This is a genomic window from Streptomyces sp. Sge12, assembly GCF_002080455.1.
Taxonomy (GTDB): domain Bacteria; phylum Actinomycetota; class Actinomycetes; order Streptomycetales; family Streptomycetaceae; genus Streptomyces.
The window spans coordinates 3,584,571-3,597,361 of the sequence record NZ_CP020555.1; the positions used below are offsets into that span (position 1 = coordinate 3,584,571).

12 protein-coding genes are annotated in these 12,791 nt (G+C 76.8%); 11 read left to right on the forward strand and 1 reads right to left on the reverse strand.

The window, feature by feature from the left end:
* The first annotated feature begins 2 nt into the window (after positions 1-2).
* The 11 genes from B6R96_RS15765 to B6R96_RS15820 all read left to right on the forward strand — a co-directional run bounded on the left by B6R96_RS15765 (position 3) and on the right by B6R96_RS15820 (position 11,894).
* Positions 3-3,194 (forward strand): hypothetical protein, encoded by a 3,192-nt coding sequence (locus tag B6R96_RS15765; protein ID WP_081522743.1) that lies wholly within the window; start codon positions 3-5, stop codon positions 3,192-3,194.
* Between the two features lie 34 nt (positions 3,195-3,228).
* Positions 3,229-3,654 (forward strand): phage tail protein, encoded by a 426-nt coding sequence (locus B6R96_RS15770; protein WP_030388071.1) that lies wholly within the window; start codon positions 3,229-3,231, stop codon positions 3,652-3,654.
* A gap of 101 nt (positions 3,655-3,755) precedes the next feature.
* Positions 3,756-4,481: a CIS tube protein gene (locus tag B6R96_RS15775; protein ID WP_030388070.1), complete on the forward strand. Its 726-nt coding sequence runs from the start codon at positions 3,756-3,758 to the stop codon at positions 4,479-4,481.
* Positions 4,478-6,295, forward strand: coding sequence for a VgrG-related protein (locus tag B6R96_RS15780; RefSeq protein WP_030388069.1), 1,818 nt, complete (start codon positions 4,478-4,480; stop codon positions 6,293-6,295). Before B6R96_RS15775 ends, B6R96_RS15780 begins: the two co-directional genes overlap by 4 nt.
* A 51-nt stretch (positions 6,296-6,346) precedes the next feature.
* Positions 6,347-6,664: a PAAR domain-containing protein gene (locus tag B6R96_RS15785; RefSeq protein ID WP_030388068.1), complete on the forward strand. Its 318-nt coding sequence runs from the start codon at positions 6,347-6,349 to the stop codon at positions 6,662-6,664.
* Entirely contained in the window at positions 6,664-7,086 is a 423-nt protein-coding gene (locus B6R96_RS15790; RefSeq protein ID WP_030388067.1) for a GPW/gp25 family protein, read from the forward strand. Before B6R96_RS15785 ends, B6R96_RS15790 begins: the two co-directional genes overlap by 1 nt.
* Positions 7,086-9,065, forward strand: a complete 1,980-nt coding sequence (locus tag B6R96_RS15795; RefSeq protein WP_081522744.1) for a putative baseplate assembly protein — start codon at positions 7,086-7,088, stop codon at positions 9,063-9,065. Before B6R96_RS15790 ends, B6R96_RS15795 begins: the two co-directional genes overlap by 1 nt.
* Positions 9,062-9,625 (forward strand): phage tail protein, encoded by a 564-nt coding sequence (locus tag B6R96_RS15800; protein WP_053169659.1) that lies wholly within the window; start codon positions 9,062-9,064, stop codon positions 9,623-9,625. Before B6R96_RS15795 ends, B6R96_RS15800 begins: the two co-directional genes overlap by 4 nt.
* 13 nt (positions 9,626-9,638) lie before the next feature.
* Complete coding sequence (locus tag B6R96_RS36830; RefSeq protein ID WP_159396332.1) at positions 9,639-10,223, forward strand: hypothetical protein; 585 nt, start codon at positions 9,639-9,641, stop codon at positions 10,221-10,223.
* A 307-nt stretch (positions 10,224-10,530) separates the two neighbouring features.
* Positions 10,531-11,259 (forward strand): NADase-type glycan-binding domain-containing protein, encoded by a 729-nt coding sequence (locus B6R96_RS15815; protein ID WP_107089551.1) that lies wholly within the window; start codon positions 10,531-10,533, stop codon positions 11,257-11,259.
* 59 nt (positions 11,260-11,318) lie between these two features.
* The gene (locus B6R96_RS15820; RefSeq protein WP_081522748.1) at positions 11,319-11,894 is read left to right on the forward strand and encodes a GNAT family N-acetyltransferase; all 576 of its coding nucleotides are present in this window, start codon (positions 11,319-11,321) and stop codon (positions 11,892-11,894) included.
* Here the strand turns inward: B6R96_RS15820 and B6R96_RS15825 are convergent.
* Positions 11,878-12,774, reverse strand: coding sequence for an NADP-dependent oxidoreductase (locus tag B6R96_RS15825; RefSeq protein ID WP_081525119.1), 897 nt, complete (start codon positions 12,772-12,774; stop codon positions 11,878-11,880). The two genes, B6R96_RS15820 and B6R96_RS15825, sit on opposite strands and share 17 nt — an antisense overlap.
* Positions 12,775-12,791 lie beyond the last annotated feature (17 nt).

A 12,791-nucleotide genomic window follows, 5' to 3' on the forward strand; every position in this document is an offset into this window, starting at 1 on the left:
GCATGGCATGGCGGGACAGGCTGCGTCGGCGCACCGCCGTGCCGGATTCCGCGACCCCGGCCGCGGCCGCGGCGCCGGAGGCCTCGCGCGGCACGACTGCCGTACGGGACGGGGCCGTGCAGGGCGGGGCCGTGCCCGGCGACTGGGACGGCGGCTGGCGCATGACGGCGCCGCCCGCACTGACCGTCGCCCGCGCGGCGATCGGTGTCAGCGACGGACTCGCGTTCCGGTCGGGCCTGGCCGCGTGGCGCGATCCGTCGTTCGACACCGGGCTCGCCCACGCCCTGCTGCCGTCCGCCCCGGCGGGCCTCGTACGCGGGGTCACCCGCCCCGCCGGTCCGCGCAGCGGCCCCGGCGGCGGCGGCCCACTGCTGCTGCGGGCGCTGCACCGGCCGCACGAGGAGGAGCCGTCCCCGGCTCCGGGTGCGTCACGGACGGCCGAGGCCCCGCAGATCTCGGGCCGGGTACGACCCGGCTCCCCGAAGTCCCCCGCGCCCGGCACCACGCCGTCCCGACCGGGCGGTCCGGCCGGGCCCGACCCGGTCGTCGCCCGCGGCGGCGCTCCCGCGCACCCCGCAGCCGTACTCGGCACGCCGGCTCCCGCCGTACAGCGGGCCGCGGCCGGCCCCGCCGCGACCGTCGGCCCCGCGCCGGCGCCTGCGCGGTTCCCGGTGGTCCGCCGGATCGCGGTGGTCCCCGACGCATCGCGGAGCCGGGGAACGTCCGCCGGGGGTGCCGTCCCGTCCCGCTCCGGTCCGCCGCCCGTCCAGCGGTCCGCGACCGCTCCTGCGACCGCGCCCCGCGCCGCCACGGACTCCGGCACCCCCGTGGTCCGGCCGCGCGCCGTCGGCCGCACGCTGACCGTCGCCCGGGTGCCTGCCACTCCCGGGCGCCGCATACCCGCCCTCCGCCCGGCCCCCGGCCCCGTGCACACGCCCACGGCCGCCCCGGCCGCACCCGTACAGCGGGCGGGCGCCCGCGCACCGCTCGGCAGCACGCCCGGCACCGAACTGCCGCCCACGGCACCGCCGTCGGACCACCCCGCCGCGCCCCCGATGTCCACCCCGGCCATGCCGGTGGTCCAGCGCCAGGCGGAGCAGGCGGCCGCCGGCGCCACCACACCCGACCGCAGTGGGGCGCAGCCCTCCCCGCAGCACCGCCCGGAGAAGCCCGCCACGGGCGCCCCGGCACCGGTGCAGCGTGCGGAGAGCCGTCCGCCGCTCAGCATGCCGGTCACCGAACTGCCCTCCCCGGCCGCGCCTTCGGACCACCCCGCTCCGGCCCCGGCATCCACCCCGGCCATGCCCATCGTCCAGCGCCAGACGGAGCAGGCGGCCGCCGGCGCCGCCACACCCGACGGCAGTGGCGCGCAGCACCGCCCGGAGAAGCCCGCCCCGGGCGCCCCGGCACCGGTGCAGCGTGCGGAGAGCCGTCCGCCACTCGGCGCCCCTGTCACCGAGCTGCCGCCCACGGCCACGCCTTCGGGCCATCCCGCCCCGGCCGCCGCGCCCACCCCGGCCATGCCGGTGGTCCAGCGCCAGGCGGAGCAGGCGGCCGAAGCCGCCGCCACCACCACGGGCAACCGTCCGCCTGTCACCACCACCGCCGACCCCGGCGGCAAAGACCCCCGGCACCCTGCCCCGGGCGCCCCGGCGCCCGTGCAGCGTGCGGAGAGCCGTCCGCCACTCGTCATGCCGGTCACCGACGTGCCCTCCCCGGCCGCCACGCCTTCGGGCCGTCCCACCCCGGCCATGCCCGTCGTCCAGCGCCAGGCAGAGCCGACGGCCGCCGGCGCCGCCACACCCGCGCAGCCCGCCCCGCAGCAGCGCACGGAAAGCCGTCCGCCGCTCGGCGCCCATGCCGCCGAACAGCCGCCCACAGCAGCGCCGTCGAGCCACCCCGTCGCGGCACCCGCGCCCACCCCGGCCATGCCCGTCGTCCAGCGCCAGGCCGAGCCCTCCGCCGACCCGGGCACGCCTGCGCGGGCGCCTCGCACCGAACCGTCCGCCGCGGGCGGCACTGGCGGCCCCGAGCCCGTGCGGCGTACGAGGACCCGCGCACCGCTCGGAGCGCCGCTCACCGAACTGCCCGCCACGGCCGTGCCGTCGGGGCGCCCGGCAGCGACTCCCCCGACCACCCCGGCGATGCCCGTCGTCCAGCGCCAGGCGGAGCCCGCGGCCGAGGGCGCCGCCGCTCCCGGCAGTGCCGGGCCCGGGGCGACCCGCGGGTCCACGCCCCGGGTCCGTACCGGCCTGGGGGCGCCGCTGCCCGCGCTGCCGCCGAGTGCCGCGCCGCCGGCTTCCGCCTCGTCCCGGGCCCGGGCGGCCCGGCCCGGCTCCCCCGCCGACGTACAGCGCGCAGCCGCGCCCGGTGCGCCGTCGGGGCGGCCGGGTCACGCACCCGTGCTCGGGGCAGGCCCTGCCGCCCCGCGCGCCCTCCGAACCGGCGGCCCCGGTGCACCCCCCGGGGCCGCCCACCCGGTGCCGCCCGTCGTCGCCCGGCCGGTCGTCGCCCGGGCGGTCACCGGCCCGGGCATGGCCCCGCAGCCCGCCGCGCACCGCACCCTCCAGCTCCTGGCGGCCCGGCCCCTGCCCCTCGGCACCCGTGACATGGGGAGCGCCGCCGCCCCCGCCGCCGCCCGCCCGGCGGGCCGTCCCGTGGTCCCGGCCCGCTGGCCCACCCCGGCGGCCGCACCGCAACAGGTCCAGCGGGCCGCGGTCGACGGGCCGCGCCCGGTGGCCCCGCACGCCGTGCATGCCGTGCATGCCGTACGTGCCGTGCGCCCCGCGCCGCCCGCGAAGGCCGCGTCCCTCCCGGTGACCGGCCCGCACGCACCGCCGCTCGTGGTCCGGCCAGCGCCGGCCACCCCGTCGGCGCAGCCCGTACCCGTCGTGCGCCCCGGGACACCGTCCCCCGTACCTCCGCCGCCCGTGCAGCGCGCCCCGGCCGGGCCCCGGACCGGCCCCGGACCGGCCGTGAGCTCCGGGCCCCCGCCCGGGGGCACCCGGACCGCCCCGCCCGACCGGCGCGCGACACCGGCAACGGCAGCGGCAGCGGCGCCGGCGCACCAGGTCCCCGACTCCGACCTGGACGATCTGGCACGCCGCCTGCTGGATCCGGTCTCCCGGCTGCTGCGCACCGAGTTGCGGCGCGGCCGGGAACGCGCGGGCCGGCCCTTCGACGGCCGCCGCTGAGAACGCGTACGAACGAGAAACGGACGACGGACCCATGACGGACAACATCTTCGCCACCAGCGTGTTCTTCCGGCTGGCCATCGGCGGCAACGACCTGGGCGCCTTCCACACCTGCGCCGGCATGGGCGCCGAGGTCGAGATGGAGAGCTACGCCGAGGGCGGCAACAACGGCTTCACCTGGCAGCTGCCGGGCCGCGTGACCTGGTCGAACATCACCCTGACCCGGCCCGTGACCGCGGACACGGCGAAGATCGGCCGCTGGCTGGACGAGACGCTGCGGCGGGTCGAGCCCAAGGACGGGGAGATCGTGGCGCTGCGGCCCGATCTGAGCCGGATCATCAGCTGGCAGGTGTTCGGGATCGTCCCGGTCCGCTGGCAGGGTCCGTCCTTCGACCCCGCCAACTCCGCCGCGGCGGTGGAGACGTTGGAGATCGCCCACCAAGGGCTGCTGCCCAGCTGACCCCCGGGCACCCCGCCCGGCTCAGGCCCCCGGCCCCGGCCCCGCCCGCCCCGTACTCGTCCTCCCGCACCTCCCCGCCCGCCCTCGAAGGGAACCCCGCCATGGCCTCATCGGCACGCGCCAGCCGCGCCCGGGCCCAGCTCACCCTCAAGGAGCCGCCGGCCTCGGTCGGGGCCAAGCCGGGCGGGGTGCTCGCGAAGCTCGACCTCCAGTTCAACCCGTCGACCCTGCAGCTGGGCAAGACCACCGAGTGGCGGCGCTCCCCGTCCCGGATGGCCGGGCAGTCGGCGCTGCCCGAGTTCGTGGGCAGCGGTCCGCGCACCCTGAGCCTCGAGGTGTTCCTGGACGCGACCGCCACCCACGACAACTCGGTGGAGCAGGCGGTGGAGAAGCTGATGAAGGCGTGCGTACCGACCCCGGCCAGCCTCGGCCGCAAGAAGCCGGCGAGCCCCTGGGTGCGCTTCGAATGGGGCAGCGCGCGGACCACGTCCTTCGACGGGGTCCTGTCGAACCTCTCGGTGTCGTACACGCTCTTCGACGTGGACGGGAAACCGCTGCGGGCCACCTGTTCGCTGTCCATCGAGGAGGCGAGCGTCGACCCGCCGGGCCAGAACCCGACCTCCGGTTCACGGACCGCCCGCAGCACGCACATCGTCGTGGCGGGCGACAGCCTGGCGATGCTCGCCTGGCGCGAGTACGGCGACGCGACGGCCTGGCGGGTCATCGCGGAGGCCAACGGCATAGACGACCCGATGGCTCTCGTCCCCGGCACCGAGATCGTGGTGCCGGGCACGCAGGACCAGCACGGCGAGGAGGAGCAGCGGTGAGCGGGTCCGAGCCCGGAGGCCGGTCGTTCGCGGCCGACCCGATCGTGGAGGCCCCCGGCGAACTGCCCCAGATCTGGGCGGCACAACTGGTGAGCTGCGTGGTGGACGAGAACGTCGGCCTGCCGGACACGGCCGTCCTCACCTACCGCGACCCCGACCACGAGTTCCTGCGCGCCACCGGCATCACCATCGGCTCCCCGCTGCGGGTGTCGGTGATGACCGTAAAGGGACAGGCGCGGGAGCGGCTGTTCAACGGCGAGGTCACGGCCCTGGAGATCGACCGGGACCGCACCGGATCGTTCACCGTCGTCCGTGCCTACTCCAAGGCGCACCGCCTCCAGCGCGGCCGCAAGGTCGTGGCGTACCGGAACATGACGGCCGCCGCCATCGTCCGCAAGGTGGCCGCCGGAGCGGGGCTCTCCGTCGGGAAGGTGGAGGCCGCGCCGGTCACCTACAAGCAGCTGTCCCAGGCGAACGTCTCCGACTGGGACTTCCTGCAGTACCTCGCGGGCGAGAGCGGCGCCCAGGTGCGCGTCGACGACCAGGGGCTTCTCCAGTTCACCCGGCCCGTGAAGGCGTCCGGGGCGCCCGCCCCGTCGACGTCGGCCGTGCGCAACCCGCTGGTCCTGGAGTACGGGCGGAACCTCCTCGCCCTGCGGGCCGCACTGTCGGCCGCCGACGGCTCGTCCACCGTGCAGGTCCGCGGCTGGGACGTGACCACGAAGCGGCCGCTGGTCGCCCAGCAGCCGTCGGTGGTCAGCGACACGGTGGTGCCGGGTCTCAGCCCCGCGCTGGCCGCCCGCTTCGGCAAGTCGGCCGTGGCCGTCACCGACACCCCGTACCGGACGCAGGCCGAGACCACGGCGGTCGCGAAGGCGGCGGCGGACCGGATCAGCTCCGGTTTCGGCGAGCTGGAGGCGGTGGCCGAGGGGAACCCGCTGCTGCGCGCGGGCAAGGCGGTGGCCCTCGGCAACGTGGGACAGGCGTTCTCCGGCCGGTACACGGCCACGGCGGTGCAGCACGTCCTGGAGCCGCACGGCGGCTACCGCACCACCGTGTGGGTCAGCTCCAGCCCGGACCGCTCCCTCGCCGGCCTGGTGACCGGCGCCAACGCGCCGGGCCGCGGGCCGCGCATCCCGGGACTGGCGATCGGCGTGGTGACGGACGTGCGCGAGCCGAACGGCTCCGAACGCGGCGCGGTGCGGCTGAAGTTCCCCTGGCTGGACGACACCTACGTCAGCGACTGGGTGCGTACCGTCCAGTGGGGCGGCAAGGGCGGCGGCGGTGTGGTGAGCCCCGAGGTCAACGACGAGGTGCTCGTCGGGTTCGAGCAGGGCCTGCTCGACAGCCCGTACGTGCTCGGCGGGCTCTACAACGGCGTGGACCAGCCCTCACCGCACGACGTGCCGCTCATCGACAAGACCAGCGGAAAGGTCAACCGCCGCTCGGTGGTGTCGCGTTCGGGCCACCGCGTGGAACTGCTGGACGCGGCGGCCCCCGGACCCTCCGGGCTGCGCCTGGTGACCGGGGACGAGCGCCTCGAAGTACGCATGGACGACCGCCGGGACCGCATCGAGCTCACCGTGTACGCGGGGCGGGGGCGGCCGCTGACCTCCGTCGTCCTGGACAAGGCCGGCATCACGCTGGACGCCGGCAAGGGCAGCGTGAAGGTGTCCGGCCGCCAGGTGGACATCGACGGCACCGCCGGGGTCAGCATCGGCGGCCGGTCGGTGAAGGTGAACGGAACCACGGACGTCACCGTCAACGGCGGCCTGCTCGCCGTCCTCAAGGCCCGGCTCATCCGGATCAACTGACCCCCACCCCGACCTGCCCGGACCACGACCGTCTTCTGCGAGGAGAACCCGATGCCAGCCGCCGCCCGTACCGGCGACCCCACCAACCACGGTGGCCGGCTCGCCACGCCGCCGCCCGGCGCCGCCGCGGCGGTGGCGACGGTGCTGATCGGCGGCCTGCCCGCCGCCGTCGTGGGCAGCCTGCACGTCTGCGTGGTCCCGCCGCACGCGGCCCTCGGCCCCGGCAACGTGATCATGCCCAATCCGGCCGCCCTCGCCACGGGCACGGTGCTCATCGGCGGGCTGCCCGCGGCGCGGGCCCGCGATCAGACCTCCTGCGGCGCGATGGTCCTGACCGGCGCCCCGACCGTCCTGATCGGCGGTGTGTGATGAGCGAACGGTTCATCGGGCGCGGCTGGGCGTTCCCCCTGCGGGTCGGGCCGACCGGCGGCATCGCCATGGTCGAGCGGGAACGGGAACTCGAAGAAGCCATCCGGCTGGTCCTGGGCACCGCTCCGGGCGAGCGGCCGATGCGGCCCGAATTCGGCTGCGGCATCCACGAGTACGTCTTCGCCCCCGGCGACGGCGACACCGCCGGGCGGGTCGCCCAGCAGGTGCGCGAGGCCCTGGAGCGCTGGGAGCCCCGGATCGCGGTGGACGAGGTCGTCGTGGCCTTCGACGCCGTGGACGCGGGCACCCTCTACATCGATGTGCACTACACGGTGCGCACCACCAACGACCGGCGCAACCTGGTCTTCCCCTTCTACACGATCCCCTCCGAGGAGGGGGCCGAGGAAATGGTCGCGGACTGATGGCCCTGCCCTCCCCCAACCTGGACGACCGGCGGTTCCAGCAACTCGTCGACGAGGCGAAGCGGTACGTGCAGCAGCGCGCACCGGAGTGGACCGACCACAACGTCTCCGACCCGGGCGTCACCCTGATCGAGACGTTCGCCTACCTCGTCGACCAGCTGCTGTACCGGCTGAACCGGGTCCCGGACAAGAACTACCTGGCGTTCCTGGACCTGTTGGACATCCAGCTGTACCCGCCCTCGGCCGCCGTCGCCGACGTCGACTTCTGGCTGTCCGCCCCGCAGCCCGACACGGTGACGCTGCCCGCGGGCACCGAGGTGACGACCGCCGCCGGCGAGACCGAGGAAGCCGTGGTGTTCGCGACCACCGGCGATCTGCGCATCGTGCCCAGCGAGTTGATGCGCCTGGTCACCGCCCCGCGCAGCGGTGACATGACCGACCGGACCGGTGCGCTCGCCGAGGGCCGCGACATACCGTGCTTCGGGTCGACGCCCGAGCCCGGCGACGCCCTGCTGTTCGGCCTGCCGACGGCGGTCCCGCGCTGCGTGGTCGCGGTCCGCCTCGACAGCCGTGTCGAGGGCGTCGGTGTCGACCCGCGCCAGCCCCCGCTGGTGTGGGAGGCGTGGGACGGCGGCCGGTGGCAGCGCTGCGAGACCGACTCCGACAGCACCGGCGGCCTCAACCGGCCCGGCGAGGTCATCGTGTACGTACCGGCCGGGCACACCGCATCCCTGCTGAGCGGCACCCGCGCCGGCTGGCTGCGCTGCCGGGTCACCGAACCGGAGCCCGGCCAGCCCTTCTACTCGGAGTCCCCGACCGTGCGCGAGGCCGCCGTCTTCACCGTCGGCGGCACGATGGCCGTGGAGCACGCCGAGCGGGTGACCGACGTACCGCTCGGTGCCTCGGAGGGGGTGGCGGGGCAGACCTTCCGGCTCGGCCGCCCGCCCGTGCTGCTCGACGGCGAACCACCCGTGGTGGAGGTGTCGTCCGCCGAAGGGTGGCGGCGCTGGGAGGTGGTGGAGCACTTCGGCCGCTCGGGTCCCGACGACCGGCACGTCCGGGTGAACGCCACCACCGGCGAGTTCACCTTCCCGCCGGTGCTGCGCGAGGCCGACGGCACCCTGCGGGCCTGCGGCGCGGTCCCGCCCAAGGGCGCCCAGGTCCGCGTGGCCCGATACCGCACCGGGGGCGGCCCCGCGGGCAACGTCTCGCGCGGCGCGATCTCCGTCCTGCGCAGCTCCGTCCCGTACATCGCCCGGGTCACCAACCGGGAGGCGGCACTCGGCGGTGTCGCCGGGGAGACCATCGACAACGCCAAGCTGCGGGCGCCGGAAACGCTGCGCATGCAGGAACGCGCGGTGACCGCCGAGGACTACGAGATCATCGCCCGCCAGGCGGCGCCCTCGGTGCGCCGGGTCCGCTGCCTGCCCGCCACGAGCGCGACGGGGGGACCGGCCGGAGCGGGCGCGGTACGCGTCCTGGTGGTGCCGGACGCCGTCGCCGACGAGGGCGACGACCGGCTCCGCTTCGAGCAGCTGATCCCCTCCGACCAGGTGCTCGAAGCGATCACCGGCACCCTCGACGAACGGCGGCTGATCGGCACGCGCCTCGTCGTGGAGCCACCCGTCTACCAGGGCGTCACCGTGGTCGCCCGGCTGTCGGCACCCGCCGCGGACGCCGATCGGGTACGGGAGGCGGCGCTCGCCGCGCTGTTCCGGCACCTCAACCCGCTGCGCGGCGGGCCCGACGGCGCCGGCTGGCCGTTCGGACGGCCCGTCCAGTACGGCGAGGTGTTCGGCGTACTGCAACGCGCCGTCGGAGACGTCCTGGTGGAGGAGATCCGGATGTTCGCCGCCGACCCGATCACCGGGCGGCGCGGCGCCCCCGTCGACCGGATCGACATCGGAGCGGGCGCGCTCGTCTTCTCCTACCAGCACCAGGTGGTCGTGACGGAGCCGGAGACGGGGGTGCACGGATGAGCCGGGCCGCAGTCCCCGGCCTGACCGGCCGGTACCCGATCGGCGAGCAACTGCCCGCGCTGTACGCCGACGACGACTTCGCACAGCGGTTCACGGCGGGCCTTGACACCGTCCTCGCCCCGGTGTTCTCGACCCTCGACAACCTGCCGTCCTACTTCGACCCCCGCCTGGCCCCCGCCGACTTCCTGCCCTGGCTGGCCTCCTGGGTGGGCGGCATCGACGACCCCGCGTGGCCCACCGGGCTGCGGCGCGAGGCGGTGGCGCGGGCGGTGGAACTGCACCGCTGGCGCGGCACCCGGCGCGGCCTGACCGAGGCCCTGCGCCTGGTGCTCGGCGTGTCCGCCGAGGTCAGCGGGGACGGCGGGGCCGCCTGGTCCCGTACGGCCGGTGCCGAGCTGCCCGCCGCCCCGGCCGCCGAGGTCCTGGTGCGGGTGTGGCCGGACCGCGGGGCGGAGGTGGATGCGGACCGGGTCGGCGCGCTCGTGCGCTCCCTGTGCCCCGTCCACACGGTCTGCCGGATCGAGGTCCTGTCCGGGCCGCCCACCGGCGAAGGGAAGTGACAGCGGTGCGTGCGTGTCCCGTGTGCGGGTCGTCCAACGGCGTGACGGACGACTTCTGCGGCAACTGCGGTGCCTACCTGGGCTGGTCCGGCTCAGCCCCCACGCGGAACCCGGCGGGCTCGGAAACCGACGCCCCCGACCACCCCGCGGCAGAACCACCGACCCCGCCCGGCTCGTCGCCGTCCACACCGGCCCCGCCCGGCTCGTCGCCGGCCGCTGCCGGCAGGGCCGGGTCGGCCCCGACTGCCCACTCCCGAGCGGAGTCGCCCGCGCCTGGCACGACCGGGTCGTCGCCGGCTGCCCCCGGCAGGGCCGGGTCGGGTTCGGCTGCTCGCTCCACAACCGGCTCGTCGCCGTCCACCCCCGCCTCGACCGGCTCGGCCGCCCCCACCACGACCGGGTCGGCTCAGTCCGCACCCGCCACGACCGGGTCGTCGCCGACTGCCCCCGGCACGACCGGCTCGGCCCCGGCCGCTCCCGGCAGGGCCGGGTCGGCCCCGACTGCCCACTCCCGAGCGGAGTCGCCCGCACCCGGCACGACCGGCTCGTCGCCGTCCGCGCCCGGCAGGGCCGCGTCTTCGCCGTCCGGGGCCGGTAGGGCCGGGTCGGCCCCGGCTGCGCCCTCCGGCGCGGAGTCGGCCCCGCCCGCGACGGCCGACGCGGACCGGCAGGGCGGATCCGACCCCGCCGGGTCCGCTGCCGCGGATCGGCGGCGGCCCTGGCAGCGCCGACGCCCGGCCCCGGCCCCGGCCCCACCGGCGCCCGCGCCCGCACCCGCCGCCGAGCCCGCCGCCGCGGAACCGACCCCGGCGCGGCCGCCCGCCTCACCCCGGCCCGTCGCGCCGCAGGCCCCCGCGTCGCCGCAGCCCGTCCTGCCCGCGAAGGCGGCCCGGCCGCGCCCGGTCGTGCGTACCGCCCCGGTCAGCGACGACGTGTCCGGCGTGCCGTGTCCCGACTGCGGTACGCCCAACCCGCCGGACCGCCGGTTCTGCCGCCGCTGCGCGGCTCGGCTGACGCCCACCACCGCACCGGCGCCCCTGCCGTGGTGGCGGACGATCTGGCCGTTCCGCCGCCGCACGCGCTCGGGTTCCGGCCGGGCGACGCGCTTCCTGGTGGTCCTGGCCGTCGTACTGGCCCTCTGCGCGGGCGGCTTCCTGCTGCTGCCGGCCGGGCGCCACCTGATCGAGGACACCCGCGACAAGCTCGGCAAGGCCAAGGCGGTGACCGCCACCCGCGTGGAGGCGAGCGCCGAGGTGCCCGGGCATCCGGTGGGCCACAGCACGGACGGGCTCAGCAACCGCTACTGGGGCGCGCCCGGCCCCGGCGCCTCGGTGACGTACACCTTCGCGAAGCCGTTCCGCATGGTCGACGTGATCATCACCAATGGCGCCTCGTCGTCGCCCGAGGAGTACGCGAAGCAGGCGCGGGCGCTCCAGATCGACATGGAGGTGACGGCCCGGGACGGCCGGAAGGTCCACAAGAAGCTCGCGCTGAGCGACAAGCCCGGTCCCCAGACGTTCCCCACCGGCATCAGCGACGTCACGACGGTCCGGCTGACCCTGGACGCCCCCGCCGGGGCCGCACCGGAGCGCCATCTCGCCCTGGCGGAGGTGGAGTTCTTCCAGCGGAGCTGACGGCCCCCACGCTGCTCCGGGCCGGCCCGGGCCGGCTCCGCCCGGAGTAGCGTGGCCGGATGGAGACGCACGTACGACTGGAGCCCTGGTCGGCCGGAGACTTCTGGCTGCTGGAGCGCGCGAACGAACCCGCCATGACCGAGTTCCTGGGCGGCCCCGAGCCGGCCGCGAAGCTCCTCGACCGGCAGCGCCGCTACGAGGCCCTGAGCGCGCGGGAGCCGTCCGCCGGGCGGATGTTCCGCGTCGTGTGGAACCGCCCCGGGGGCGACCGCGCCGAGAGCGTCGGGTCCGTCGGCTTCTGGGAGCGGGAGTGGCGCGGCGAGCAGGTCTACGAGGCCGGCTGGGGCATCCTCCCCGAGTTCCAGGGACACGGCCTGGCGGTGGCCGCGCTGTCCGAACTCCTCGCCCTTGTCCGCGTCCACGGCTCCCGCGACAGCGTGCACGCCTTCCCCGGCACCGACCACCCTGCGTCCAACGCGGTGTGCCGGCGCGCCGGGTTCGAGTACCTGGGCGACGTCGACTTCGAGTACCCGCCCGGGGTGCCCCACCCGAGCTGCGACTGGCGCTACCGGGTGGGGCGGCCGCAGGACCCGGGCACGCCGCCGGGCATGGCGCCGGTCACACCGTCAGGATGATCCGGCCGCGGACCCCGGGGGTCCCCAGCTGCGCGTGGGCCTTCGCGGCCTCCGCGAGCGGGAAGGTCTGCGCCACCCGGAGGGTCAGTGCGCCCGCGTCGACCAGGGCCACCAGGCGGGCCAGGTGCGCCCCGTCCGCCGCGACCTCCTGCTCCTCGACCCGGATGCCGCGCTCCGGGGCCGGGGCGTGGTTCGGGATCAGGCCGACGTAGACCCCGCCGTCGCGTACGAAGCCCAGCGCGTCCGCGCCCAGGACGGCCGCGTCCAGGACCCCGTCCACGGGCCCGGCCGGGGCCGCGCCGCGCGGGACGAAGCCGGTCGCGCCCAGGGACCGTACGAGCTCCTCGTCCTCCGCGCCCGCCAGGGCCGTCACCACCAGGCCGGCCCGCGCGGCGAGCTGGACGGCCAGCGCTCCGACGACGCCCGCGGCTCCGGTGATCAGCACCGAGGAGCCGGGGGCGAGCCCCAGCAGGTCCACCGCGCGGGCGGCGGTGAGGCCGCCGAGCGGGAGCCCGGCCGCGGCCACGGCGTCCACGGTCGTCGGCGCGGCCGCCACGGCGGTGGCGTCGAGCACCACGTACTGCGCGTGCGTGCCGAGCGGCTTCACCGCCCCGTGGTGCAGGCCCACGACCCGGTCGCCGGCCCGGAGGCCGGTCACATCGGCGCCGACCTCGTCGATCTCCCCGGCCACCTCCCAGCCGAGGCCGAGCCGCTGTCCACCGCCGCCGAAGACCCCGGCGCGGACCGCGCCGTCCACCGGGTTCAGCCCGGCCGCGGCGACCCGGACGCGGAGCTGGCCGGCCGCGGGGCGCGGGATCGGGACCTCGGCCAGTACGACCTGCTCCGGGCCGCCGAATGCGCTCACCACGGCCGCCGACATCGTCTGCTCGCTCATTT

Coding starts and splice junctions, on each gene's coding strand:
- B6R96_RS15765 (WP_081522743.1), top strand. CDS start 3: ATGGCATGGCGGGACAGGCTGCGTCGGCGCACCGCCGTGCCGGATTCC.
- B6R96_RS15770 (WP_030388071.1), top strand. CDS start 3,229: ATGACGGACAACATCTTCGCCACCAGCGTGTTCTTCCGGCTGGCCATC.
- B6R96_RS15775 (WP_030388070.1), top strand. CDS start 3,756: ATGGCCTCATCGGCACGCGCCAGCCGCGCCCGGGCCCAGCTCACCCTC.
- B6R96_RS15785 (WP_030388068.1), top strand. CDS start 6,347: ATGCCAGCCGCCGCCCGTACCGGCGACCCCACCAACCACGGTGGCCGG.
- B6R96_RS15790 (WP_030388067.1), top strand. CDS start 6,664: ATGAGCGAACGGTTCATCGGGCGCGGCTGGGCGTTCCCCCTGCGGGTC.
- B6R96_RS15795 (WP_081522744.1), top strand. CDS start 7,086: ATGGCCCTGCCCTCCCCCAACCTGGACGACCGGCGGTTCCAGCAACTC.
- B6R96_RS15800 (WP_053169659.1), top strand. CDS start 9,062: ATGAGCCGGGCCGCAGTCCCCGGCCTGACCGGCCGGTACCCGATCGGC.
- B6R96_RS15820 (WP_081522748.1), top strand. CDS start 11,319: ATGGAGACGCACGTACGACTGGAGCCCTGGTCGGCCGGAGACTTCTGG.
- B6R96_RS15825 (WP_081525119.1), bottom strand. CDS start 12,774: ATGTCGGCGGCCGTGGTGAGCGCATTCGGCGGCCCGGAGCAGGTCGTA.